Genomic DNA, 21,326 nt, shown 5'->3' with positions numbered 1-21,326 from the left:
AGCCTGTTGCGAACGATCGTCCGCCGGACCGCCCTTGTGGTCGCCGCGTTGATCCCGCTCGCCGCCTGCACCCCGGGTGACGCCGACGGCAAGACCAAGCTCACCATCGCGACCTTCGGCGAGTTCGGTTACGCGCCCCTGATCGCCGAGTACGAGAAGCTGCACCCGGACATCACGGTGCAGAACCGCGTCACCGACTTCGACACCCACCACAAGGGCCTCGCGACGCAGCTCGCCACCGGCCACGGCGCCGCCGACGTCGTCGCGATCGAAGAGCAGTACATGCCGCAGTACCGGAAGGCGAAGGACAAGTTCGCCGACCTGGCCGGCTACGGCGCCCGCGAGCTCGAAAAGCAGTGGGTGCCGTGGAAGTGGGCGCAGGGCACCGACGGCGCCTTCGTGCTGGGCCTCGGCACGGACATGGGCAGCCTCGCCCTCTGCTACCGGCGCGACCTGTTCCAGGCCGCGGGCCTGCCGGCCGACCGCGACGAGGTCGCGAAGCTGATGCCCGACTGGGACGCCTACGCGGCCACCGCCGAACGGTTCACGAGCAAGACGCCGAACGTCAAGTTCGCCGACTCCGCCGGCACCGTCTACACGGCGATGCTCAACCAGTCGCCGGAGAACTACTTCTCCCAGCGCGACGACTCCTTCATCGCCGACCGCAACCCGAGCGTGCGCACCGCTTTCTTCCTCTCCGGCGGCCTCGCCGCGAAGGGGCAGACCGCGGCGGCGACCACCTTCACCCAGGCGTGGAACGTGGCGATCAAGCAGGGCTCCTTCGCCACCGTCGCCTGTCCGGCGTGGATGCTCAGCCAGATCAAGGAAGCCGGCGGTGACGCCAACCGCGGCAAGTGGGACGTCACCACCGTCCCCGGCCGCAGCGGCAACCAGGGCGGGTCGTTCCTCACCGTGCCGAAGCAGGGCGCGCACCAGAAGGAGGCGTACGAGCTCGCCCGCTGGCTGACCGCCCCGGAGCAGCAGAAGAAGCTCTTCCTCTCCGACGGCATCCTGCCCAGCGAGCCCGCCGTGTACGGGGATCCGGAGGTCGTCGCGCACACCGACCCGTACTTCGGTGACGCGCCGACCGGACGGATCTTCGCCGCCTCGGCCGACCAGCTGCGCCCGAACTACCGCGGCCTGCGCGACGCCGACGTCCGGCCCGAGTTCGGCCGGGCCCTCGGGCGGATCGAGGAACGGACCGACACCGTCGAGCAGGCCTGGACGAAAGCCGTCCAGCAGGCCCAAGCCGCCCTGAAGTAGCCGCGTGCAGCACCGCCTCGACCGCAAGGTCACGCCGCTGCTGTTCGTCGCGCCCTTCTTCGTCCTGTTCGTCGTCTTCGGCGCTTTCCCGCTGCTGTACACGGCCTGGGTTTCGCTGCACGACTGGAATCTCCTCGAAGGCGACCAGGGCCGCTTCGGCCTCGCCAACTACGGCGACCTGCTCACCGATCCGCACTTCTACAACGCGCTGGCCAACACGGTCTCCATCTTCCTGCTCGCCGCCGTGCCGGAATTCCTGCTGGCCCTGGGCATCGCGGCCCTGCTCGACCGGCCGCTGCGGGCCGCGACCTGGTGGCGCACCGGGGTGCTGCTGCCGAACGTCGTGTCCGTCGTCGCCGTCGGGCTGGTCTTCGGGCAGCTGTTCAGCCGCGACTACGGCGTCGTCAACGAGGTCCTCGGCTGGTTCGGCGTCGCGCCGGTCAACTGGCGGGCGAGCACCTGGACCTCGCACTTGGCCGTGGCGAGCATGGTGCTCTGGCGCTGGACCGGCTACAACGCCCTGATCTACCTGGCCGCCATGCAGGCCGTCCCCGGTGACCTGTACGAGGCCGCCGAGCTCGACGGGGCCTCGCGGTGGCGGACGTTCTGGTCGATCACCGTGCCCGGCATCCGGCCCGCGCTGGCCTTCACCGCGATCGCCGGCACGGTCAACGGCCTGCAGCTGTTCGCCGAGCCGCAGTTGTTCGACGCCGGCGGCTCGGCCGGCACCGGCGGCAACGACCGCCAGTTCCAGACGCTCGTCATGTACTTGTACGAGAAAGGCTTCACGCACCTCGACGCCGGTTACGCGGCCGCGGTGACCTGGGTGATGTTCGTGATCTGCGCGCTGTTCGCGCTGGTCAACCACCGGCTGGTGCGCCGGTTCGTGAGGTCGGCGTGACGGCGCGGCGGCGGCCGGGCGGCTGGGTGTACGCCGTGCTGACCGGGGTGCTCGGCGCGTCGGTGTTCCCGCTGTACTGGTCGTTCGTCGTGGCCACGCGCGACAACGCGGCGATCGGGGAGACGTCGCCGCTGCTGCTGCCCGGCGGGAACCTGGCCGGCAACGTGCGGCGGGTCTTCGACACCGTCGACTTCTGGCTGGCCATCGGGAACTCGCTGATCGTCGCGGGCACCGTCATGGTGTCCAACGTCGTGCTGGCGAGCCTCGCCGGGTTCGCCTTCGCGCGGCTGGAGTTCCGCGGCCGCAACACGTTGTTCCTGCTGGTCGTCGGCTCGGCGATGGTGCCGGCGCAGCTCGGTGTCATCCCGCTCTACCTCGTCGTCGGCGACCTCGGCTGGTACGGGCGGCTCGAAGCGGTGATCGTGCCCGCGCTGGTCAGCGCCTTCAGCGTGTTCTGGATGCGGCAGGCGTGCGAAAACGCCATCAGCCCGGACCTCGTCGACGCCGCGACCGTCGACGGCTGCTCGATCCTGCGCACCTACTGGCACGTGGCCGTGCCCGCCCTGCGCGCGCCGGCCGCGGTGCTGGCGATGCTGACGTTCATGGCCACGTGGAACGACTACTTCTGGCCGCTGGTCGTCCTCGACCCCACCGAGACACCCACCGTGCAGGTCGCGCTGTCGCAGCTGGCCAGCGGCTACTACACCGACTACGCGCTGATGCTCACCGGTGCGACCGTCGCCGTCGTGCCCGTCATCGCGTTGTTCCTGCTGCTGGGCCGCCATCTCGTGCGGGGCATCCTGAAAGGGGCACCGGTATGACCTTCCCGACGGGCTTCCTGTGGGGCGCGGCGACCGCGTCCTACCAGGTCGAAGGCGGCGTCACCGAAGGCGGCCGCGGACCGTCCGTCTGGGACACGTTCGCGGCCACCGAAGGCAAGGTGCTCGGCGGCGCGACCGGCGCCGTCGCCTGCGACCACTACCACCGCTACCCCGAGGACATCGGGCTGCTGGCCGATCTGGGCCTCAACGCCTACCGGTTCTCGGTCGCCTGGCCGCGCGTGATGCCGGACGGCGTGACGACGTCCGCGGCCGGGCTCGCCTTCTACGACCGGCTGGTCGACGAACTCCTCGGCCGTGACGTCGTGCCGGTGCTGACGCTCTACCACTGGGACCTCCCGTAGGCGCTCGAAGACGCGGGCGGCTGGCCCGCGCGTGACACGGCGTCGCGGTTCGCCGACTACGCGGCGGTGGTGCACGCGGCGCTCGGCGACCGCGTGCGCCAGTGGACGACGATCAACGAGCCGTTCTGCGCGGCGTTCCTCGGCTACGGCAGCGGGGTGCACGCGCCGGGTGTCCAGGACCACGACACGGCGCTGGTCGCGGCCCACCACCTCCTGCTGGCCCACGGGCTGGCGGCCCCGGCGCTCACCGGGCCGGACCACGAGATCTCCCTGGCGCTGAACTTCGCGCCGGCGATCCCGGACGGCGACACCCCGGCCCACCTCGAAGCGGCCCGGAAGTTCGACGGCATCCACAACCGGTTCTTCCTCGACCCGGTGCTCGGCCGCGGCTACCCCGAAGACGTGGTGGCGGCCGCGGGCCGGTTCCCGGAATGCGTCCGCGACGGCGACACGGACACCATCGCGGCGCCGATCGACTGGCTGGGCGTGAACTACTACGCACCGGCCCGCGTCACACCGCTCGAGGACCCGCAGGCGCCGAGCAACTGCGCGCTGCCGACGCTGCGGGGGATGGACGTGCTGCCGGCCCGGCCGCCGTTGACCGCGTTCGGCTGGGAGCAGTCACCATCGACGCTCACTTCGCTGCTGGAGTGGATTTCCGCCCGGTCCGGTGGGCTGCCGCTGGTGGTGGCCGAGAACGGAGCGTCCTTTGCGGACACGGTGGTGGACGGCCGGGTGTACGACGCCGCGCGGGTGAACTACTTCATGGAGCACCTGCGGGCGGTCCACGACGCCCTCCGGGCCGGCGTCGACGTCCGCGGGTACTTCGCCTGGTCGCTGCTGGACAACTTCGAGTGGGCGATGGGCTACACGCAACGGTTCGGCTTGGTGCACGTCGACTTCGAGACGCAGCGGCGGACGGTCAAGGAATCGGGACGCTACCTGGGCCGGGTCGCCAGGGCCAACGCGCTAGGTGCGCCGGCGGACGGCGTCGGCGACACCGGAGCGTGACGGCGTCTCCAGCTTGCCCAGCAGGCGGGCCACGTGCGCCTGGACCGTGCGCCGCGGCAGCGACAGCTCGGCCGCGATCTCCGGGTTGGACCGGCCGTCGGCGACCAGGCCGGCGATGCGGACCTCGATCGGCGTCAGCGACTCCCAGCCGTGGCCCGGCCGGATCGGGGAGAACAGCGCGCCCCGGCGGACGCCGAGGCGGCGCAGCCGGGTCTCCGCGCGCCGCAGGTCCCAGCGGGCCGCCAGGGCCGTGTACAGCTCGGCGGCCTCCTCGAAGGCCGCGTGCGCCGCGTCCAGCCGCCCCGCGCGGGCCAGCAGCACGGCCGCGTCTTCCAGTGCCGACGCCAGTTCCGGGCGACGGCCGACCGCGCGGAAGTGCTCGGCCGTGGCCAGCACCGGGGCCGGGTCCTCCTCGATCAGGCCGCGGCACCACGACACCGCCGCGTGCGCCCGCGCCGGACGTCGTTCCTTCGCCGCTTCCTCCTCGCACACCGCCAGCGCCCGGCGCGCGCGGCCGACGTCGTCCTGCTCCATCGCCAGCCGCACGAACGCCGGCAGCCACTGGTGCCGCAGCATCATCGCCGCGTACGTCGGGTTCAGGATCGGCTCGAGGACGGTCAGCGCGCGGACCCGGTCGCCGCGCTGCTCGGCCGCCAGCGCGTCGGCGACCAGCAGGAAGTCGAAGCTTTCGCGCTCGGCGCCGGTCGCCGGGGCGTACTCCTCCGCCGCGTCGAGGTGGGCCGCCGCCTGGGCCCGGTCGTCGCGGCGGCCCGCGATCAGCGCCGCGACGCCGTGCAGCAGCAGCGCCGCCGGACCGGGCTCGCGCAGGCCGTAGAACGTGATGGCCGGGCCGTCCTCGATGACCGTGTCCAGCTCGACCAGTGCCTCGTCCCAGCGGCCTTCCCAGTACCGGTGCACCGCGGCGGACACCTGCAGCCCGACCGGCAGCGCGTGCCGCGCCGCGACTTCACCCGCCGCGCGCAGGGCGTCGCCCGCCTCGGCCAGCCGGTCGAGGTTCTGCAGCGTGAACACGCGGTTGTCGAGCAGGTCGAGGTGGAGGTCGGCTAGCTCGTGCTCGTCGCCGACGGCATCGATCGCCGCGTCGATGTGGGCGAGTGCCCGGTCGTGCTCGCGGCGCACCGAATCCACCAGCCACAACGACTGCAGCGCGTGCGCGGTCAGGTAGCGGTCACCCCCGGCGAGCGCCTTGGTCTCGTGCGCCGTCTTCTCCGCCGCGTCCAAATCGGACAGACTGCCGCGCCGGAAGTTCGCCAGCAGCTGGCGGTGCTTGACCCGCCAGAGCTCCGGCACGGCCGGGTCGTCGACCCACGCGGCGAGCGTCGCGACGGCCCCTTCGGTGTCGCCACGGCGGTGCCGCAGTGCCGCGAGCACGTGCCGCATCTCCTCGACGGCGTCCGGCTCGGTGGCGACGTCGAGTGCCTGCCGCGCCAGGGTTTCCGGGGCGCGTTCCAGCCGGAAGAGCACCTTGACCAGCGCGACCAGCAGCGTCTCCCGGCGCGGGTCGCTCCCGCCGCACGCGGCCAGCGCGCGTTCCAGCAGCTCGACGGCGATCAGCGGGGCCCGGGTCGACACGACGGCGTGGTGCGCGGCGAGCCAGTCCAGCACCCATTCGTCCACTGTGGCCGGTGCGGCCACCAGCTGTTCGGCGACGCGCTTCACCGGCGCGCCGATCCCGGCGAGCGCCTCGGCGGCCTGCCGGTGCAGCGCCGCCCGCGTCCCGGCCAGCAGCCGGTCGTACAGTGCCTGGCGCAGCAACGGGTGCCGGAACGCCAGCTGCGTCCCGGTGTCGATGAGCACGTTCGCCGCGACGGCCTCTTCGAGCGGTGCCAGCAGGTCCGACGGCCGGGTGCCGAGCACCGCGGCGACGTCGCCGACGGCGAACTCCATGCCCAGCAACGCTCCCCAGCGCAGCACTTCCTGCGTCCGCGCCGTGAGGAAGTCCAGCCGCCGGTCGACCGCGGCCACCAGCGACCGCGGTGCCTCGAACTCCGCCGGGTCGTCGACGTCGGCCTGGCCGTCGCTCACCGCCACCGCACCGGCCCGCCGCAGGACGTCGACCATTTCCTTGACGTACAACGGGTTCCCGGCACCACGGGCGGCCAGCTCGCGCAGGCCCGGCCCGGGTGGCGCCCCGAGCTGGTCCTCGATCATCCTGCCGACGTCTTCGCCGGTCAGCGGCCCGAGGTCGAGGACGACCCCGTCCCGCGCCTGGACGCCCCGGCGCAGCTGGGCGAGTTCGGCGCGGTCGGGCGCCGGCCGGGTGGCGGCCACCAGCAGCAGCGGCAGCTGCCGGGTCGCCGCGCAGAGCCGGTGCCAGACGAGCACGGAAGCTTCGTCGGCCCACTGCAGGTCGTCGAGCACCAGCACCTGCGGCGACTGCGCGCAGAGCTCGTCGACCAGCGCGAGCAGCCGGTCGACGGCGCCGAGCACCGGATCGGCCGGCCCCCAGCTGCGCCGCGCCGGGCCCTCGCCGGCGAGTTCCTTCGCCACCCGCGCGCGCCGCGGGTCGGGCGAGTGCGCGTCGATTGCCAGGCACTCCAGCACGACCTGCAGGGGGAACCGGGTGCTCAGCTCGTCGGCGGCCGCCCAGAGCCGCTGGAAGCCGGGCCCGTCCGGGAGTGCGGTGGTGAGCAGCTCGGACTTGCCGATCCCGGCGTCCCCTTCGATCCAGACGGCCCGCCCGCGCCCGGCCCGGACGTCGGCGACGAGCGCGGCCAGCCTGGCCAGTTCGGTTTCGCGGCCGAACAGCCGGTGCCCGGTGACGACGACCGGCGTCGCGGGCGCGTCGAGGGCCGGGTCCTGGGCGAGGATCTGCCGCTGGAGCCGTTGCAGGGCCGGCCCGGGTTCGACGCCGAGTTCCGCGACGAGCGTGGCGCGGGCGTCGCGGAAGACGTCGAGGGCGTCGGCGGGCCGCCCGCTGCGGTAGAGGGCGAGCATCAGCGACTCCCGCAGCGACTCCCGCAGCGGGTGTTCGCCGGCGAGGACCGCCAGCTCCGGCGCGAGGTCGAGGTGGCCGCCGAGGGCGAGCACGGCTTCGGCACGCCGTTCGAGCGTGTTCAGCCGGAGTTCGGCGAGGTATTCGCGGTGCCGCTCGGCGAACCCGCCGGGCACCCCGGAGAGGGCCTCCCCCTGCCAGAGCGCGAGAGCGTCGTCCAACTCGGCGACCGCCGCCCGGGGATCACCCTGCGCGAGGTGCTGCTGCGCACGTTCGCGGTGCCGTTCGAACAGGGCGGCGTCGAGTGCGTCCTCGCCGAGGAGCAGGGAGTACCCGGCGGGATCGGAGACGAGCACGCTGGCCGCCGACCAGCGCGACCGGTCCGGTTCGAGGGCCCGGCGCAGCCCGGAGACGTAGGTGTGGACGCTGCCTTCGACGCTCGCGGGCGCGGAATCGCCCCACACGCCGGCGATCAGTTCGGCCCGCGGAACGGGACGGCCGGCGTTGACCGCGAGCACCGCGAAGATGGCGCGCTGACGGGCGGGGCCGAGGCCGATTTCGGCCGCCCCGCGCCAGGCCCGCAGCGGGCCGAGCACGCCGACCCGCAGGCCGGGATCCGCATCCCCTGGCATGTCGTTGCCGTCCCCTCTGGGACTTGCGCCCCAGACCCCATCCCCCAGGGACATCTCAGCTGACCTTACCGACGTGGCAACCCCTCCCCAGGTTGCGCGCGCACCCTCCCGCAGCCGGTCGTGAGTGGTAAGGCGGGTTAGAACCCGCCTTACCACTCACGACCGGTGCCGGGACGGGGTCAGCTTTCGGCGGCCGCCCGGGATCGGGCTGCGGGGGCGCGCCGGATGCCGAACGGGCCCATCCGGGCCTCCGCGCGCCGCACGTCCCACGCCGCGCCCATCTCCGTGTACGCCGTCAGTGCGCCGCGGAACGCCGTGCGTGCCTCCGCCAGCTCGCCCGACTCCGCCAGCAGGATCGCCGCGTCCTCGGTCGCCTTCGCCTGCTTCAGCAGCCGGCCGGCCGCGCGGTAGTGCCCCGCCGCCGTCAGCACCGGCCGGGGGTCGCCGGCGGCCAGGCCGCGGCAGTGCGCGGCCGCCGCCGCGTGCGCGGGCGGGACCTCTCCCTCGGGCTCGAGCAGGCGCACGGCCTCCCGCACCCGCGGCCGGTCGCCGAGCAGCAGCGCGAGCCGGATCAGGTCGGGGAGCCACTGGTAGCGCGCCGCCGGCGGGTAGTGGTCCTCCAGCAGCGGCAGCAACGCCGTCAGCGCCGCCTCGGGACGGCCCTCCTGCTCGGCCAGCAGTGCCCGGGCGGCGAGCAGGAAGTCGCCGCCGTCGGGCTCCAGGCCCGGTGGCCACTGCCTGCGGTCGGCGGCGTCCAGGTGCGTCCTGACCTGGCCCGGTTCGCCGCGGTGCCCGGCGATCAGCGCGCCGACCCCGTGGACCAGCAGGGCCGATCCCGGGCTGCGCAGGACGTAGGACGCCGTCTCGGCACCGTCGCGGATCACCGCGTCCAGCTCGGCCAGTGCCGCCGGCCAGCGGCCCAGCCAGTAGTAGTGCACCGCGCCGGCCAGGTGCATCTCGCCCGGCACCGCACGGGTCGCGGCGATCCGGCGGGCGGCGTCGAGCGGCTCGGCGGCGTCGTCGAGGCTGTCGAGGTTCGGCACGGCCAGTGCCGCGTCGTCCAGGGGGTGCAGCCCGGCCGGGGCCAGCGCCGTCGCTTCGCCCAGTTTCTCCAGCGTGGCCAGCAGCGCCTCGTGCCGCCCGCGCCACATCTCCGGGACGTCGGTGTCGTCGAGCGTCCGCTTCAGCTCGGCGGTCGCCTCGGAGAAGTCGCCGCGGCGGTAGTAGACGTAGGCCAGGATCCAGCGCATCTCGGCCGCGCGCCTGCTGTCGGACGTCCGCGCGACGACCGAGCGCGCCTCCGCCTCGGGTTCCCGGCCGAGCCAGAACAGCAGCCGGGCCAGGGTCGCGGTCAGCGTCTCCCGCGCGTCCGGTGGCAGCGTGCCCTGGGTGACGGCGTGGCGCAGCAGGTCGACCGCGACCCGCGGGGTCTCGGTGGCGACCGTCCCGATGTGCTCCAGCAGCCACCCGGTGACCCACGGGTCCACCTGCGCGGGCGCGGCGGCGAGCTGCTCGGCGACGCGTTCGGCGGGCGCGCCCGCGGCGGCGAAGGCCTCGGCCAGCTGCCGGTGCAGCGCGACCCGCATCGCGGCCGGCGTCTTTTCGTAGAGCACGCGGCGCACCAGCGGGTGCCGGAACGCCAGCCGGTCGCCCGATTCGACGAGCACGCCGGACGTGATCGCCTCGTCGACCGCGCCGACCAGCGCCGTCGGCGGCCGCTCGGTGGCGACGGCGATGTCCGCCGGCGAGAACTCGTGGCCCAGCAGCGCGGCCCAGCGCAGCGTGTCGCGGGTTCCGCTGGAGAGGAAGCTCAGGTACGCCGTGGTCCGCGAGCCCAGCGGCGGCGGGATCGTCTGGCACGAGTTGCCGTCCAGGTGCGCGTGGACGCCGTCGAGCACGATCATCGACTGTTCGAGCAGCGTCTCGACGATTTCCCGGACGTACCGCGGATTGCCGGCCGCGTAGGACACGAGCCGCTGCAAGCCGGGCCCGGGTGGCGCGCCGGCCAGCTCGGTGGCCAGCTCGTGCGTGGCCTCCTCGGTGAGCGGCGGCAGCCTCAGGACGGCGATGTCATCGTTGTCAAGCAGGTCGTCCAGCGCGGCGGGCCGGGGCACCGGACGGCAGGCGCCGACGAGCAGCAGCGGCAGCTGCCGCGTCTCCCGGCTCAGGTAGCGCCAGACGCGCAGGGTCGTGTCGTCGGCCCACTGCAGGTCGTCGAGCACGAGCACGAGCGGGGCTTCGGCGCACAGCTCGCGGACCAGCCCGAGGACGTCGTCCACGGGGTCTTCGCCGGGGTGCCCGGCGAGCCGCGCGGCCAGTGCGGCCCGGCGCGGGTCGGTGGCGCGCGGGTGCACGCCGAGGGCGTCGAGCAGCGGCCGCAGCGCGAACCGCTGGTCCAGCGCGTCCGCGGCGGCGAAGGCCGGGTAGAAATCCTGCGCCGCGGCGAGGACCTCGGCGAGCAGCGCGGTCCGGCCGCTGCCCGGCTCGCCTTCCAGCCACACCGACCGCCCGGCCCCGGCGCCGAGCTCGACGACGGCTTCGTGCAGCCGGTCGAGCTCCGCCTCCCGGCCGACGAAGATTTCCGCCCGTTCCGGCAGCGACGCGGCCGGCATCCGCGATACGGCCGCCACCGGCGCCGGCTCCGGCGCCGGGGCGGGCGTCTCCAGCAGCTCGTCGTGCAGCCGCCGCAGGGCCGGGCCCGGTTCGGTGCCCGAGGACTCGACGAGCCGGTCGCGGACGTCGGCGTAGACCGCGATCGCTTCGGTCCGCCGCCCGGCGCGGACCAGGGCGCGCATGAGCAGCCCGCGCAACGTTTCGCGGAACGGGTGTTCGCGGGTCAGGGCGGTCAGTTCGGCGACGAGTTCGGTGTGCCCGCCCGACTCCAGCACGACTTCGGCGCGCCGCTCGATGGTCGCCAGCCGCAGCTCGGTGAGCCGGGCGCGCTGGGCGGCGGCGAACGGCCCGGGCAGGCCGGACAGCGGGACGCCGTGCCAGAGCGCCAAAGCTTCGTCGAAGGCCTCGCGAGCCCCGCGGAGGTCACCGGCCGCGTGCCGGCGTTGGGCCTGCTCGCGCAGGGCTTCGAACCGGTGGACGTCGATCGCCTCGGCGGGCAGGCGCAGCGAATAGCCGGAGCCGATCGAGGCGAGCAGCTGCGGGCCCTCGCCCTTGGCCCGGCCGGGTTCGAGCGCGCGCCGCAGGCCGGAGATGTAGGTGTAGATGGAGCCCTGCGCGCTCTGCGGCGGTGTCTCGCCCCAGACGGCGTCGATCAGCTCCTCGCGCGAAACCGTGCGGTCCGGGTGCATCGCCAGCGCGGCGAGGACCGTGCGGCGGTGGGCGGAGCCGAGGTCCAGCTCTGTGTCGCCCTGCCAGGCTTTCATGGGGCCCAGCAGCTGGAGTCTCGGTGCGGAGCCGTCCGCGGCCGACATCGGTCTCCCTTCGTGCGTGAACGAATCGTCACGCGCCGGATGCCTGCCGTGAGCATACGCGGACGCCGTGAACCGGCAGGCAAGGATGGCGGACATTCGGGCAACGGCCCCCGGGCGGGGTTCCGCGGCGGCCGGAGCGTGCGCCACGCTCGGGGAGCCGGAGAGGAGCCCCCGAATGGCGACAGCGCCGACCGAAGACATGCAGCAGGCCGCCGCCTGCTTCGCGGCCGCCCTCGACGGGGCCCGGTCCCGCCTCCGCGACGTCAACAGCGAGATGGCGATGGTGCAGGCGTCCTGGCGCGGTGAGGCGTCGGTGCGGTTCGGGCAGGCGATGAGCGACTGGGAGCAGGAGTTCGACGTGATCCTGTCGCGGCTGGCCGAGCTGCTGGAGGCGACCGGCGGCCCGATGCCGCGGCCGCGCCTGCCGTGACGCGGCTCGACTTCAGCTTCGCCGATCTGGTGCTGGACCGGATGGGCGCGATCACCGGCGAGCTCGGCGAACTGCTGGCCGACCTGGAGGCCCGGGTCGAGCCGGAGCTGGCCGGCTGGACCCCGGAGGCGCGGGAGGCGTACCGGCGCGCCCAGCGCGACTGGACCCGCGCGGCCGGGCGGATGCCGGGGTGCCTGGAGCGGGCCCGGGCGGCGTTCGGGGAGCTGTCTTCACGGGCGTGAAGACGGAATAGGGAAGGCGTGAAGACACGCGGTCCACACTGCCCCCATGAAGCCCGTCGAAGTGAGCGTCCTCGCCTCGGACCCGATCACGCACGCCGGCGCGGTGAGCCTGCTGGACAACCATCCCGACGTCCGGCTGACCGACCTCGTGCCGGACGTGCTGCTGGTGATGGAGGACCACGTCACCGAGGCCGTCCTGGGCGAGATCCGGGCGGCCAAGGCGTCGCACGTCGTGCTGGTCGTCGAGCACTTCCGCGAAAGCGACCTGATGGCGGCGCTGGAGTGCGGCGTGGTGGCGATCCTGCCGCGCCGGGAGACGGGCGGGGCCGAGCTGGTGACGGCGGTGCTCGCCGCGGGTGACGGCACCGCCAACCTGCCGCCGCGGCTGCAGGGCGCGCTGCTCGCGCAGGTGCAGCGGATGCGCAAGGACGTCCTGGAGCCGAACGGGCTCACGCTGTCCGGGCTCGCGGCCCGCGAGTGCGACGTGCTGCGGCTGGTCGCCGAGGGATTCGGCACCGAGGAGATCGCGGCGAAGCTGTGCTACTCGGAGCGGACCGTGAAGAACGTCCTCTACGGGCTCATGACTCGCTGCGGCCTGAACAACCGCGCCCACGCCGTCGCCTACGCGCTGCGAGCGGGCGCAATCTGAGACGTTTTCTTTGCTGCTGTCACCTTTTCGGGGCTAGGGTCCGATCATGGTGCTCACGGCAGTGGAGATCGCGGCCTCCGTCCGGGCCGGCCGGCTCGATCCGGTGCAGGTCACCGAAGAGGCCCTCGAGCGGATCGCCGCGGCGGACGGCGTCGTCGGTGCCTTCCGCCGGGTGCGCGCCGAGGAGGCGGTGAAGGAAGTCGCGGAGGTCGCCGCGCGGCCGGATCTCGCGTCGCTGCCGCTGGCCGGGGTGCCCGTCGCGGTCAAGGACGTCACGGAAATGACCGGCGAGTACGCGTCGCACGGTTCGCTGGCGGGGTCGTCCTCGCGGGTGGACGCGGACGGCGTGATCGTGGCGCGGCTGCGCGCGGCGGGCGCGGTGGTCGTCGGGCTGACGCGGGTGCCGGAGCTGTGCATCTGGCCGATGAGCGACACCCCGGACGGCATCGCCCGCAACCCCTGGAACCCGATGTACGCCGCGGGCGGCTCGTCGGGCGGCAGCGCGGCGGCGGTGGCGGCCGGCCTGGTCCCGCTGGCCCACGGTTCGGACGGCATGGGTTCGGTTCGCCTCCCGGCGGCGATGTGCGGCCTGGTGGGCTTGAAGCCGGGCGCGGACCTGCTGGCGGAGGGCGGCTGGTTCGGCATGTCGGTGCACGGCCCCCTGGCCACGACGGTCGCCGACACGGCACTGCTGGTGTCGGTGCTGGCGGGTTCGCCTGAGCTGGCGTCGGTGTCTTCGCCGTCTCCGGTCCGCATCGGCATGTCGACGACGGTGCCGGTGCTGCACACCCCGGTCCCTCGCGAACTGGTGGCGGCGGTCTCGACGGCGGCAGGCCACCTGGCGGCGGCGGGGCACGCGATCGAGCCGGCCGCACCGCGCTACCCGGCGACGATGGTTCTCGGCATGACGGCCCGCTGGCTGGCGGGCCCGGCGGCCCAGGCCCGCGACTTCGACGTCTCGCGGCTGCAGCGCCGAACCCGGGCGCACGTCCGCGCGGGCCGCCTGGTCGAGCGGGCGGGCCTGATCCGCTCGCGGACGCGTGACCGGTGGGTCGCCCGGGCGGAGGAGTTCTTCGCCTCGCACGAGGTGCTGCTGACGCCGACGCTGTCGCACTGGCCGGTGAAGGCGGGCCGCTGGCACGAGCGTGGGTGGCTGGCGAACGTGCTGCCGTCGACGCGCTTGGCGGGCTTCACGGGCCAGTGGAACTTCGCGGGCTACCCGGCGATCACGGTCCCGATGGGTAGGTCGGCGGTGTCGGGCCTGCCGGCGTCGGTGCAGCTGGTGGCCCGTCCGGGCGGCGAGTCGCTCCTGCTGGGCTTGGCGGCCCAGCTGGAGGCGGCCAACCCTTGGCCCCGGACAGCGCGCAACTGACAGCGCCCCAAGGCGGCCTTCGGTGCGCCAGACGCACCCAATGTGGCCTTCGGTGCGTGAGACGCACCCAAGGCGGCCTTCGGTGCTCCTCCCATGCCCTCACCGCCACCCTCAACGGAGGAGCTTCGCGCCGCCGCGTCATTCAACGCACCCAAGGCCGCCTTGGGGCGCTTGAGTGCCGCTGGCAGCGGGCGCCGGAAACTGTCGGTGCCTGCCGGTAACGTAAAAACCGGGGGGCCCCTCCACGCGCGCGGGTTGCGGGCTTCGCACCGCGCGCTCGGCTGGGGCTGCTCACGCGATGAAGGCCGCGCCGGGGGACCCAGGAGTCCCGCAACGCGGCCTTCACAGGTGTTCGCGTGGCTCAGTTGCCCGGCTTGCTCCCGGTCGGGGAAAGCGGCTTCGAACCGTTGCCGTTCGCCGGCTTCGTCGCCGGGCCGTTCGAGTTCGCCGGCTTGGCCGCCTGGGGGGCCGGCTTCGGGGCCGGGGCGGGCTTCGGCGCCGGCTTGGGCGCTGCCGCCTTCGGGATCGACGGCTGCACCACCGGCACGACCGGCGCCGCCGGCGTGGTCGCCGACTCCGCGTCGCCACCGACCAGCTTCGACGCCTGCGGGATCACCGCCTCCTCCGGCAGCGCCGCCAGCTGTGTCTCGCTCCGGTTGAGGATGTCCTCCGCCAGCGCCAGGCTCTTGCGTGCCTGCTCGCGGATCTCCGCCAGCCGCTCGACCTTCCGGTTCGCCGCCGTGGTGCGCTGGGCCGCCTGGGTGGTCGCCTCGTCCAGGCGCCGCTTGGCTTCCGCCGTCGCCTCGTCGAGCCGCCGCTTCGCCTCCGCCGTCGCCTCGGCGATGCGGCGCTCCGCCTGGTTCTTGCTCGCCGTGCGCTGGTCCGCGATGTGCTTCTCCAGTGCCGCCTTCTGCGCCGCCTGGGAGGCCTCGAACTCGCGCTCGAGCTTCCGGCGCTTCCGCTCGGCCTCGTTGTCCAGCAGCTCGCGCCGCTGGGCCGCCTCGATCGTCAGCCGCTGGACCTCGGCGCGCGTCTCCGCCAGCGCGCTCTCGTGCTCGGAGTGCAGCAGGTCGGCCTGCTTGTCCAGCTCGGCGACCAGCTTCGTGTACCGCTCGCGCAGCTTCGTCGACGCTTCGGTCGAGGACGCCCACGTCTTCTCCGCGGCCACCTCGGCGCGCTTGATGATCTCGTCCGCGCGCGCCTGCGCGAGCGTCACCGTGCGCTGCATCCGCTCGTCGAGGTCCTCGAGCCGCTCCGGCGGCTTCTTCAGCTCCTCGACGCGCGCCTCGAGCGCCGCGACCTGCTGCCGCACCGTTTCGACCTCGCGGGTCGCGGCGGCGGCCTGCGCGGCGGCGGCGTCGCGTTCGCTGAGCACCCGGCGCAGCTGGGCTTCGACGTGGTCGAGGTACTGCCGCACCTCGTTGCGGTCGAAGCCGTGCCAGGCCTGGGTGTACTCACGACGGAGGGGGAGGAGGCCGTTGAGGGCGGTTGCGGCGGGGTCGCGCTCAGGAACCATGGGCCCGACCGTACCCGGGCACCCGCCGCCTCCGCCTTCCGGCTTAACGAATCACTGACACGTGTCGCCGTGTCGCCGGAATGGCCTCACCCCGGAAACGCTGCGTCACCAGTGGAAGCCGCGCGAAAGCCGGGCCAGCGCCATCGCCGCGCGCGAGAGGTGTTTCTCGCCACGTCCGATCTTGAGTTCGCCCGAACCGCCCGCCGCGGCCGAATCCGGGAAGATCCGGAAACCCTGGTACGCGATCGCGTCGGTGAGGCCCGGCGTGAGCGTGTAGGCCAGCCCGATCGCCTGCCCCGCCGGGGTGCCGATGTGCTTGGGCCGCTCGACGAGCGCCTTCATCACCATGTCCGCGGCCTGCTCCGGCGACTTCGTCGGGAACGCGTCGTAGATCTTCGTCGGCCGGATCATCGGCGTGCGCACCAGCGGCATGTGGATGGTGGTGAACGTGATCCCGTCGCCGTGCGTCTCGGTGGCCGCGATGCGCGAGAAGTAGTCCAGCGCCGCCTTCGACGCCGCGTACGCCGAGAAGCGCGGCGCGATGCCCTGGACGCCGATCGAGGAGACGTTCACGATGTGCCCGAACTTGCGCTCCGACATGTGCGGCAGCACCGCGAGGATCAAGCGCACCGCGCCGAAGTAGTTGATGGCCATCGCGCGCTCGTAGTCGTGCATCCGGTCGTACGACAGCTTGATCGAGCGGCGGATCGACCGGCCGGCGTTGTTCACCAGCATGTCGATCCGGCCGTGCTCGGCCAGCATCGCGTCGACGGCCTTGCGCACCGAGTCCTCGTCGGTCAGATCGGCCGGGTACACCGACGCGGTGCCGCCGGCGGCGACGATCTCGTCGCGGACCTCTTCCAGCTCGTGCTGGCGGCGCGCGACGAGCAGCGGGACACCGCCTGCCGCGGCGACCTTGAGCGCCGTCGCCCGCCCGATGCCCGAGGACGCGCCGGTGATGATCACGCGGCGGCCGTCGAGCTCGCCGCGCGGGCCGTGCTTGCGGGCGCGGAACGGGTCGAGGTGCTCGCGCCAGTAGCGCCACAGCGTCGGCGCGTACTCCTCCAGCCGCGGGACGTCGACGGTGCCGGCCAGCGCCTTGCGCGTCTCGGCCGAGGAGAACACCGACGGGAAGGCCATCGTGTCCAGCAGCACCGGCGGGATGCCGAAGCGCTCCATGACGGCGTCGCGCGCGATGGTGACGCCCGGGATGTGCTCGGTCAGCTTGACCAGCCCGACGATCCGCTTCGAGAGCCCTTCGGGCAGCTGCACGGTGATCGTCGGCGCGCCGGCGGCCCGCGCGAAGGCGTTGTACACCGAGACGACCGGCTGCGGCTCGGGGTTGACCAGGTGGAAGGCGTGGCCGTCGAGCCCCGGCTTGACCACCAGCTCCAGCAGCGCCTCGGCGACGTAGTCGACCGGCACGATGTTGGTGTCGCCGAGGTCGGGGCCGACGACCGGCAGCACGTCGGGCAGCCCGGCGAGCCGGTTGATCGCGGGGAAGAGGTAGTACGGGCCGTCGATCTTGTCCATCTCGCCGGTCTCGGAGTGCCCGACGACGACGGCCGGCCGGTACACCCGCCACGGCACCCGGTCCTGCTCGCGGACGATCTTCTCGGCCTCGAACTTGGTCCGGTGGTACGGCGTGACGAGCCGCTGCCCGGCGTCGAACATCTCCTCGGTGAACACGCCTTCGTGGTCGCCCGCGACCGCCACCGACGACACGTGGTGCAGGCAGCCCGCGCGCAGGTCCGCGGCGAGGTCGACGACGGCCCGCGTGCCGTCCACATTGGCCTTGATGCTGGCTTCGTCGTCGGCGGTGAGGTCGTAGAGCGCGGCGAGGTGGACGATGTGGTCGACGTGCCCGCGCAGCTGCTCGCGGTCCGCTTCGGACACTCCGAGCAGCGGCTCGCCCAGGTCGCCGGTGACGAGGGTGACGCGGTCGGAGTGCGGCCACTGGTCGACCAGCGCGGCCAGCTTGGCCCGCGAGGAGGCGCGCACCACGAGGGCGACGCGGTCGTCGTCGGGGCGGGAGAGCAGCAGCCGGGTGAAGTGACGGCCGATCAGTCCGGTCGCCCCGGTCACCAAGAACGTCGCCATCGTCTTCACACCTCTCGCTCCCGTAGCCCTGACCCTGGGCATTCTGCTGCATGCCCCTGGCCCGCGACCACCGTTCCGAAACGTGATGTTACCCACCAGTAACTTAGGCGGGGTCCGCGATGACGACGCGGTTCTCCTCGTAGCCGTCCGAGCCGCCGACCCAGCGGCCGCCGCACGTCACCAGCACCACGCGGTGCGGGCCGGACGGGCCGAACAGGGTGTCGGCGCGGGCGGGCAGGTCGCTCTTGTGCACCGTGACCAGCTGCGATATCCGGTACCGCCAGGTCTTTCCCGCGCTGTCCACAATGGTCACTTCGGTGCCGATCCTGGCCGTCCACAGCTCGGCGAACGGCCCGGTCGCACCCCGCCAGTTCACGTGGCCGGCGAACACGCTCGCCCCGCCGGCCGCCTCGAGTGACGCGCCCCACCACGTCGCCTGCCGCAGGTCGGTGGGCACCGGCAGCTCGCCACCCGGGCCGAGGTCCTTGCGCACCAGCGTCGCCGTGCCGCCGCCGGGCAGCCGGACGGTGCCCCGCGGCTGCGGCGGCGGGGGCGCCGGTGGCGCGGCCGACGACGGCGTCTGCGCGGCCGGCGCGGCCGGAGCCGGGGAGGCGGTGGCCGTCGGGGATGGGGACGGCACCGGGGCCGCGGCTCCGGCGGCACCCGCGGCGGGCAGCGCCGTGCCGGTCACGACGGCGGCTCGCGGCGCGGCGAGGACGGTGGGGCCGAACTGCACCGCGAGCACCGTCGCCGCGCCGAGCGCGAAGCCGGTGAGCAGCCGGCCCCGGCCGGATTTCGGCGCGCGCGGCTCCGGGGACCCGCCGGGCGGCTCGTCGTCGGCGGCCGCCCAGCCGATGCCCCGGTGCCATTCTTCGACGAACCAGTCCTCGCCCCGCCAGTCGCCGCCGTGCTCCGCCACGCCGTTACCGCCGCGACGCCCGTCGCGCGGCGAAGCCGATCAGGCCGGCCGCCAGCAGCACGAGCAGGCCGAACCCGGCCAGACCCGGCACCGAGTAGCTCGTCTCGACGACGCCCTGCGCCCGCGCGACCGGCTGGTCGCCGGCCGGGATCGCGCGCGGGACCTCGTTCGGCTTGTTCGTCACGGTCAGCGCCAGCGTCTCGCCCGGTTTCACCGTGCCGCACGCCGACGGCGGATTCTGCGGGTCGAAGGCGTTCGTGTAGCCCGGCGGCGGGCTCGCTTCGACGACGCAGATCTCCTGCGGGGCGCGGAGGTTTTCGACCGTCACGCCGCCGGTCTTGCCGTCGGTGGTGACGACCGCGGGCTTGCCGTCGGCCCCGGTGAGCGGCTTGCCGTCCTGGCCGAGCGCCGCCGACGTCTTGTCCTTGCCGGTGATCCGCAGGACGGCCCCGCCGACGCCCGCGCCGGTGTTCGCGTCGGTCTTGGTCACCTGGACCGTGCCCGGCTTGGCGACGTTGACCACGCCCTGCGCGGTCAGCTCCTTCTCGCCGCCGGTGGAGACCACGCGCTGTGTCCCGGTGTCGACCGGCAGCCGGACGTAGGGTCGGTCGGCCGGAGCGGTCAGCGAGGCGACCAGCTTCGGCTGCTCGCCGGTCGGCGTCAGCTTCACGCGCACGGTGCCGTCGGCGTCCGTCTTGAGCGTGACGTCCTTCGCGGCGGCCTGCGGGCTCGCGTTGCCCGCGGCGCTGTCCGCCTTGCTGTCGCCGAGGGTGGCGTCGGTCGCCGTCAGCTTCACCTGGACGTCCGGGACGCCCTTGCCTTGGGCGTTCTTCACCGTGGCGGTCCACTCGGCCGCTTCGCCGAGGTGCTGGTCGCCCTTCGGCGTGGTCACCGAAGCGGTCCACGGCCCGCGGTTGGCTTCGGCGTCCGCCTTCAGCCGCGCGACGGCGGCGGCCGCGGCCTCCAGGTGGTTGTCGGGGTCTTGCATGTACTGGAGGTGCCCATCCGCGTCGTAGGCGATCTTGTCGGCGGGCAGGTCCGCGTTTTTGTCGGCCGGGGACCGCGGCGCCGCGGTCCACGAGTGCAGGAGGTGCGCGAGCGCGATCGCCTCGTTCTGGTCCTTGGTGTCGCCGTAGCGCAGCAGCAGGTACGAAATGTTCGCGGCGTCCTCGGCGGGCAGCTTCGTGCCCCACTTCGTGAGCAGCTCGTCGCCGGGCTTGTACTGCTCGTCGGTGTTCGGTGCCTTGAGCATGAAGCTCACGCAGAACACCTGCTGTCCGCCGACGACGTACGAGCCCAGCCAGACCGTTTTATCCGGGCGGTTGTCCTGGCCCCCGACGTGGGCCCCGATGCCCTCCTGGACCGCGGCCGAGGCGGCGGGTGCGCCGGCGGTGGCGGAGAGCGTGCCGAGCAGGGCCGCGGCGACGAGACCGGTGAGCGCGCGAAGACCCGCGCGCGGGCGTGGTGACCACCCCATGTGTCAATGCTCCTTCGTTCGACGCACGGCATTGCCCGCCGTCTCTGCAGGTCACACGACTGATCAAGTCCCCGACGCGCGTTCGGTGAAGATTCGAGCACGCGAAGTGAGCGTTGCGTCAAGGAAGGAATGTGTGTACCGCTCTTCGGGTGGCTGTCGCCGAACGGTCGTGACGTCCGTCGCAGACCGTGTCGTCCGAGGCAGGCGGGCCGCCGTCGAGTAAAGTCGTCTTTACTCGACGGGAACCGCGTGCCCGCGGCGGTCGTTGAACCCGATGCAGCGATGATCCAAGAAGCAGCAGATCCAGGAGGATCAGGTGCGTTCCAGTAGCAACCCGGCGTTCCGCAACCTGCCCGGCGGCGGAACCCAGACTTACGGGCAGTACGGGCCCCCGGTGGGCTTCAACCAACCCCAGGGCGGCGTGCCCGGGTACGACCCGGGCCGGGCCACCGCCGGCGAGGGCGACCGCCCGATGACCGTCGACGACGTCGTCGTCAAGACGGGCATGTCCCTCGGCGTCGCGCTGCTCGTCGGGGTGGTCACCGGGATCTGGGCCCAGGTCCAGATCACGGAGACCGGCCGGATCTCCGGCGCGCTCCTCGGCGCGATGCTCGTCGGCCTGCTCGTCGGCCTCGTCATCTCGCTGGTCATCATCTTCCGCCAGAAGCCGAGCGGCGCCCTGACGCTGACGTACTCGGCGGCCGAAGGCCTGTTCCTCGGCGCGCTGAGCGGCGTGTTCGAGGCGATCTACCCCGGCATCGCGCTGCAGGCGATCATCGGCACCGCCGGGGTGTTCATCGGCATGCTGGTGGTTTACAAGACCGGCGCGGTCAAGGTGACGCCGAAGCTGACCAAGTGGATCGTCGGCGCCGTCGTCGGTGTCGCGATCCTGATGCTGTTCAACCTGATCAGCTCGCTCGTGTTCGGCTTCAACCCGCTGCGCGACGGCGGTCCGCTGGCCATCGTGTTCAGCCTCGTCTGCATCGGCATCGCGGCGTTCAGCTTCCTGCTCGACTTCGACCAGGCGGACCGGATGATCCGCGAAGGCATGCCGTCGAAGTGGGCCTGGTACACCGCGTTCGGCCTGATGACGACGCTGGTCTGGCTGTACCTCGAGATCCTCCGGTTGCTCTCGTACTTCCGCGAGTAACCTGGCTCACCGTTCCGCAGTGAAGGCGCTCCGTAACCGGCGGGGCGCCTTTTCTGTGGGTAATTCGTGCATTTGCGGACCCCGTTGCGGGTGACGCTCA

14 protein-coding genes and 1 pseudogene are annotated in these 21,326 nt (G+C 73.2%); 9 read left to right on the top strand and 6 right to left on the bottom strand.

Annotated features, from left to right (window positions below):
• Positions 1 to 6: 6 nt before the first annotated feature.
• From ACFPLC_RS06890 to ACFPLC_RS06875, 4 genes and pseudogenes are all read left to right on the top strand, one after another.
• Complete coding sequence (locus ACFPLC_RS06890) at positions 7 to 1,263, top strand: ABC transporter substrate-binding protein (protein WP_378203113.1); 1,257 nt, start codon at positions 7 to 9, stop codon at positions 1,261 to 1,263.
• A 4-nt stretch (positions 1,264 to 1,267) separates the two neighbouring features.
• Positions 1,268 to 2,164 (top strand): carbohydrate ABC transporter permease, encoded by an 897-nt coding sequence (locus ACFPLC_RS06885; RefSeq protein ID WP_378203115.1) that lies wholly within the window; start codon positions 1,268 to 1,270, stop codon positions 2,162 to 2,164.
• A complete protein-coding gene (locus tag ACFPLC_RS06880; protein WP_378203118.1) occupies positions 2,161 to 2,985 on the top strand; it encodes a carbohydrate ABC transporter permease in 825 nt (274 codons plus the stop codon). The genes ACFPLC_RS06885 and ACFPLC_RS06880 overlap by 4 nt, the downstream gene beginning before the upstream one ends.
• Positions 2,982 to 4,358 (top strand): annotated as a pseudogene (locus ACFPLC_RS06875) (GH1 family beta-glucosidase). The gene ACFPLC_RS06880 and the pseudogene ACFPLC_RS06875 overlap by 4 nt, the downstream one beginning before the upstream one ends.
• On the opposite strand, the gene ACFPLC_RS06870 reads toward ACFPLC_RS06875, so the two are convergent.
• Both ACFPLC_RS06870 and ACFPLC_RS06865 read right to left on the bottom strand, forming a co-directional pair.
• On the bottom strand, positions 4,317 to 7,946 hold the full coding sequence (locus tag ACFPLC_RS06870) for a BTAD domain-containing putative transcriptional regulator (RefSeq protein WP_378203121.1): 3,630 nt from the start codon (positions 7,944 to 7,946) through the stop codon (positions 4,317 to 4,319). The pseudogene ACFPLC_RS06875 and the gene ACFPLC_RS06870 sit on opposite strands and share 42 nt — an antisense overlap.
• Before the next feature lie 179 nt (positions 7,947 to 8,125).
• Positions 8,126 to 11,467: a BTAD domain-containing putative transcriptional regulator gene (locus ACFPLC_RS06865; RefSeq protein WP_465251637.1), complete on the bottom strand. Its 3,342-nt coding sequence runs from the start codon at positions 11,465 to 11,467 to the stop codon at positions 8,126 to 8,128.
• Positions 11,468 to 11,546: 79 nt separating this feature from the next.
• Here ACFPLC_RS06865 and ACFPLC_RS06860 point away from each other — a divergent pair, with 79 nt between their 5' ends.
• Genes ACFPLC_RS06860 through ACFPLC_RS06845 form a run of 4 tightly spaced genes read left to right on the top strand, consistent with a single transcriptional unit; the run spans position 11,547 to position 14,064 of the window.
• A complete protein-coding gene (locus tag ACFPLC_RS06860; protein WP_191316074.1) occupies positions 11,547 to 11,801 on the top strand; it encodes a WXG100 family type VII secretion target in 255 nt (84 codons plus the stop codon).
• The gene (locus tag ACFPLC_RS06855) at positions 11,798 to 12,043 is read left to right on the top strand and encodes a WXG100 family type VII secretion target (protein ID WP_191316073.1); all 246 of its coding nucleotides are present in this window, start codon (positions 11,798 to 11,800) and stop codon (positions 12,041 to 12,043) included. The genes ACFPLC_RS06860 and ACFPLC_RS06855 overlap by 4 nt, the downstream gene beginning before the upstream one ends.
• A 46-nt stretch (positions 12,044 to 12,089) precedes the next feature.
• Complete coding sequence (locus tag ACFPLC_RS06850) at positions 12,090 to 12,692, top strand: helix-turn-helix transcriptional regulator (RefSeq protein WP_091317867.1); 603 nt, start codon at positions 12,090 to 12,092, stop codon at positions 12,690 to 12,692.
• A gap of 46 nt (positions 12,693 to 12,738) precedes the next feature.
• Positions 12,739 to 14,064 carry an amidase gene (locus tag ACFPLC_RS06845; protein ID WP_378195406.1) on the top strand — a complete coding sequence of 442 codons (1,326 nt, stop codon included), beginning with the start codon at positions 12,739 to 12,741 and terminating at the stop codon, positions 14,062 to 14,064.
• Positions 14,065 to 14,425: 361 nt separating this feature from the next.
• Here the strand turns inward: ACFPLC_RS06845 and ACFPLC_RS06840 are convergent, their stop codons facing one another.
• From ACFPLC_RS06840 to ACFPLC_RS06825, 4 genes are all read right to left on the bottom strand, one after another.
• Positions 14,426 to 15,580 carry a coiled-coil domain-containing protein gene (locus tag ACFPLC_RS06840; RefSeq protein WP_378195409.1) on the bottom strand — a complete coding sequence of 385 codons (1,155 nt, stop codon included), beginning with the start codon at positions 15,578 to 15,580 and terminating at the stop codon, positions 14,426 to 14,428.
• A gap of 105 nt (positions 15,581 to 15,685) precedes the next feature.
• The gene (locus ACFPLC_RS06835) at positions 15,686 to 17,680 is read right to left on the bottom strand and encodes an SDR family oxidoreductase (protein ID WP_378195412.1); all 1,995 of its coding nucleotides are present in this window, start codon (positions 17,678 to 17,680) and stop codon (positions 15,686 to 15,688) included.
• 103 nt (positions 17,681 to 17,783) lie between these two features.
• Positions 17,784 to 18,599 carry a class F sortase gene (locus ACFPLC_RS06830; protein ID WP_378195415.1) on the bottom strand — a complete coding sequence of 272 codons (816 nt, stop codon included), beginning with the start codon at positions 18,597 to 18,599 and terminating at the stop codon, positions 17,784 to 17,786.
• 4 nt (positions 18,600 to 18,603) lie between these two features.
• A complete protein-coding gene (locus tag ACFPLC_RS06825) occupies positions 18,604 to 20,076 on the bottom strand; it encodes an MSCRAMM family protein (protein ID WP_378195418.1) in 1,473 nt (490 codons plus the stop codon).
• A gap of 316 nt (positions 20,077 to 20,392) precedes the next feature.
• Here ACFPLC_RS06825 and ACFPLC_RS06820 point away from each other — a divergent pair, with 316 nt between their 5' ends.
• Positions 20,393 to 21,226: a Bax inhibitor-1/YccA family protein gene (locus ACFPLC_RS06820; protein ID WP_191317093.1), complete on the top strand. Its 834-nt coding sequence runs from the start codon at positions 20,393 to 20,395 to the stop codon at positions 21,224 to 21,226.
• Positions 21,227 to 21,326 lie beyond the last annotated feature (100 nt).

This window comes from Amycolatopsis plumensis (assembly GCF_042652605.1).
GTDB lineage: Bacteria > Actinomycetota > Actinomycetes > Mycobacteriales > Pseudonocardiaceae > Amycolatopsis > Amycolatopsis plumensis.
Note: the sequence above shows the minus strand (reverse complement) of the source record. Positions and strands in the feature narration are given on the sequence as shown.

Coding starts and splice junctions, on each gene's coding strand:
- ACFPLC_RS06845 (WP_378195406.1), top strand. CDS start 12,739: ATGGTGCTCACGGCAGTGGAGATCGCGGCCTCCGTCCGGGCCGGCCGG.
- ACFPLC_RS06850 (WP_091317867.1), top strand. CDS start 12,090: ATGAAGCCCGTCGAAGTGAGCGTCCTCGCCTCGGACCCGATCACGCAC.
- ACFPLC_RS06865 (WP_465251637.1), bottom strand. CDS start 11,467: ATGTCCGCCATCCTTGCCTGCCGGTTCACGGCGTCCGCGTATGCTCAC.
- ACFPLC_RS06840 (WP_378195409.1), bottom strand. CDS start 15,580: ATGGTTCCTGAGCGCGACCCCGCCGCAACCGCCCTCAACGGCCTCCTC.
- ACFPLC_RS06825 (WP_378195418.1), bottom strand. CDS start 20,076: ATGGGGTGGTCACCACGCCCGCGCGCGGGTCTTCGCGCGCTCACCGGT.
- ACFPLC_RS06860 (WP_191316074.1), top strand. CDS start 11,547: ATGGCGACAGCGCCGACCGAAGACATGCAGCAGGCCGCCGCCTGCTTC.
- ACFPLC_RS06835 (WP_378195412.1), bottom strand. CDS start 17,680: ATGGCGACGTTCTTGGTGACCGGGGCGACCGGACTGATCGGCCGTCAC.
- ACFPLC_RS06870 (WP_378203121.1), bottom strand. CDS start 7,946: ATGCCAGGGGATGCGGATCCCGGCCTGCGGGTCGGCGTGCTCGGCCCG.